Below are 3,203 nucleotides of genomic sequence, written 5' to 3' on the forward strand. Positions count from 1 at the left end.
AACACAGTGGACGCGAGCAACTGAGGACAAGCCCTCGGCCTATTAGTACCAGTCACCTCCACCCGTTACCGGGCTTCCAGACCTGGCCTATCAACCCAGTCGTCTACTGGGAGCCTTACCCTCTCATAGGAGGTGGGAGTCCTCATCTCGAAGCAGGCTTCCCGCTTAGATGCTTTCAGCGGTTATCCCTCCCGAACGTAGCCAACCAGCCATGCCCTTGGCAGAACAACTGGCACACCAGAGGTTCGTCCGTCCCGGTCCTCTCGTACTAGGGACAGCCCTTCTCAAGACTCCTACGCGCACAGCGGATAGGGACCGAACTGTCTCACGACGTTCTAAACCCAGCTCGCGTACCGCTTTAATGGGCGAACAGCCCAACCCTTGGGACCGACTCCAGCCCCAGGATGCGACGAGCCGACATCGAGGTGCCAAACCATCCCGTCGATATGGACTCTTGGGGAAGATCAGCCTGTTATCCCCGGGGTACCTTTTATCCGTTGAGCGACGGCGCTTCCACAAGCCACCGCCGGATCACTAGTCCCGACTTTCGTCCCTGCTCGACCCGTCGGTCTCACAGTCAAGCTCCCTTGTGCACTTACACTCAACACCTGATTGCCAACCAGGCTGAGGGAACCTTTGGGCGCCTCCGTTACCCTTTAGGAGGCAACCGCCCCAGTTAAACTACCCATCAGACACTGTCCCTGATCCGGATCACGGACCCAGGTTAGACATCCAGCACGACCAGACTGGTATTTCAACGACGACTCCACATGAACTGGCGTCCACGCTTCAAAGTCTCCCAGCTATCCTACACAAGCCGAACCGAACACCAATATCAAACTGTAGTAAAGGTCCCGGGGTCTTTCCGTCCTGCTGCGCGAAACGAGCATCTTTACTCGTAGTGCAATTTCACCGGGCCTATGGTTGAGACAGTCGAGAAGTCGTTACGCCATTCGTGCAGGTCGGAACTTACCCGACAAGGAATTTCGCTACCTTAGGATGGTTATAGTTACCACCGCCGTTTACTGGCGCTTAAGTTCTCAGCTTCGCCCACCCGAAAGTGAGCTAACCGGTCCCCTTAACGTTCCAGCACCGGGCAGGCGTCAGTCCGTATACATCGCCTTACGGCTTCGCACGGACCTGTGTTTTTAGTAAACAGTCGCTTCTCGCTGGTCTCTGCGGCCACCCCCAGCTCACCAAGAAAATTGGATCACCAGGAATGGCCCCCCTTCTCCCGAAGTTACGGGGGCATTTTGCCGAGTTCCTTAACCATAGTTCACCCGAACGCCTCGGTATTCTCTACCAGACCACCTGAGTCGGTTTAGGGTACGGGCCGCCATAAAACTCGCTAGAGGCTTTTCTCGACAGCATAGGATCATCCACTTCACCACAATCGGCTCGGCATCAGGTCTCACCCTGCATGAGCGGCGGATTTACCTACCACTCGGGCTACACCCTTACCCCGGGACAACCACCGCCCGGGATGGACTACCTTCCTGCGTCACCCCATCACTCACCTACTACCAGCTTGGTTCAGCGGCTCCACCACTTTCCATTCCCCGAAGGGTCCGGAACGGCTTCACGGCCTTAGCATCACTGGATTCAATGTTTGACGCTTCACAGCGGGTACCGGAATATCAACCGGTTATCCATCGACTACGCCTGTCGGCCTCGCCTTAGGTCCCGACTTACCCTGGGCAGATCAGCTTGACCCAGGAACCCTTAGTCAATCGGCGCACACGTTTCCCACGTGTGAATCGCTACTCATGCCTGCATTCTCACTCGTGAACCGTCCACAACTCGCTTCCGCGGCTGCTTCACCCGGCACACGACGCTCCCCTACCCATCCACACAGGCGTTAGCCCTCATGCGTGAATGACACGACTTCGGCGGTACGCTTGAGCCCCGCTACATTGTCGGCGCGGAATCACTAGACCAGTGAGCTATTACGCACTCTTTCAAGGGTGGCTGCTTCTAAGCCAACCTCCTGGTTGTCTCTGCGACTCCACATCCTTTCCCACTTAGCGTACGCTTAGGGGCCTTAGTCGATGCTCTGGGCTGTTTCCCTCTCGACCATGGAGCTTATCCCCCACAGTCTCACTGCCGCGCTCTCACTTACCGGCATTCGGAGTTTGGCTAAGGTCAGTAACCCGGTAGGGCCCATCGCCTATCCAGTGCTCTACCTCCGGCAAGAAACACACGACGCTGCACCTAAATGCATTTCGGGGAGAACCAGCTATCACGGAGTTTGATTGGCCTTTCACCCCTAACCACAGGTCATCCCCCAGGTTTTCAACCCTGGTGGGTTCGGTCCTCCACGAAGTCTTACCTCCGCTTCAACCTGCCCATGGCTAGATCACTCCGCTTCGGGTCTTGAGCGCGCTACTACACCGCCCTATTCGGACTCGCTTTCGCTACGGCTTCCCCACACGGGTTAACCTCGCAACACACCGCAAACTCGCAGGCTCATTCTTCAAAAGGCACGCAGTCACGACGCAAGGAACAAGTTCCTTGCGCGACGCTCCCACGGCTTGTAGGCACACGGTTTCAGGTACTATTTCACTCCGCTCCCGCGGTACTTTTCACCATTCCCTCACGGTACTATCCGCTATCGGTCACCAGGGAATATTTAGGCTTAGCGGGTGGTCCCGCCAGATTCACACGGGATTTCTCGGGCCCCGTGCTACTTGGGTGTCTCTCAAGCAAGCCGCTGACATTTCGACTACGGGGGTCTTACCCTCTACGCCGGACCTTTCGCATGTCCTTCGCCTATATCAACAGTTTCTGACTCGCCCTACCGCCGGCAGACGATAGAAGAGAGATCCCACAACCCCGCATGCGCAACCCCTGCCGGGTCTCACACACATACGGTTTGGCCTCATCCGGTTTCGCTCGCCACTACTCCCGGAATCACGGTTGTTTTCTCTTCCTGCGGGTACTGAGATGTTTCACTTCCCCGCGTTCCCTCCACATGCCCTATGTGTTCAGGCATGGGTGACAGCCCATGACGACTGCCGGGTTTCCCCATTCGGAAACCCCCGGATCAAAGCCTGGTTGACGACTCCCCGGGGACTATCGTGGCCTCCCACGTCCTTCATCGGTTCCTGGTGCCAAGGCATCCACCGTGCGCCCTTAAAAACTTGGCCACAGATGCTCGCGTCCACTGTGCAGTTCTCAAACAACGACCAACCACCCGTCACACA

1 rRNA gene is annotated in these 3,203 nt (G+C 56.9%); it reads right to left on the reverse strand.

What is annotated here, in order from left to right:
• Positions 1-22: 22 nt before the first annotated feature.
• Positions 23-3,146: ribosomal RNA gene (locus tag FPZ41_RS45835) — 23S ribosomal RNA — on the reverse strand.
• Positions 3,147-3,203 lie beyond the last annotated feature (57 nt).

Origin of the sequence: Streptomyces acidicola, assembly GCF_009377235.1 — a bacterium.
In the GTDB taxonomy this organism is placed as follows: domain Bacteria; phylum Actinomycetota; class Actinomycetes; order Streptomycetales; family Streptomycetaceae; genus Streptomyces; species Streptomyces acidicola.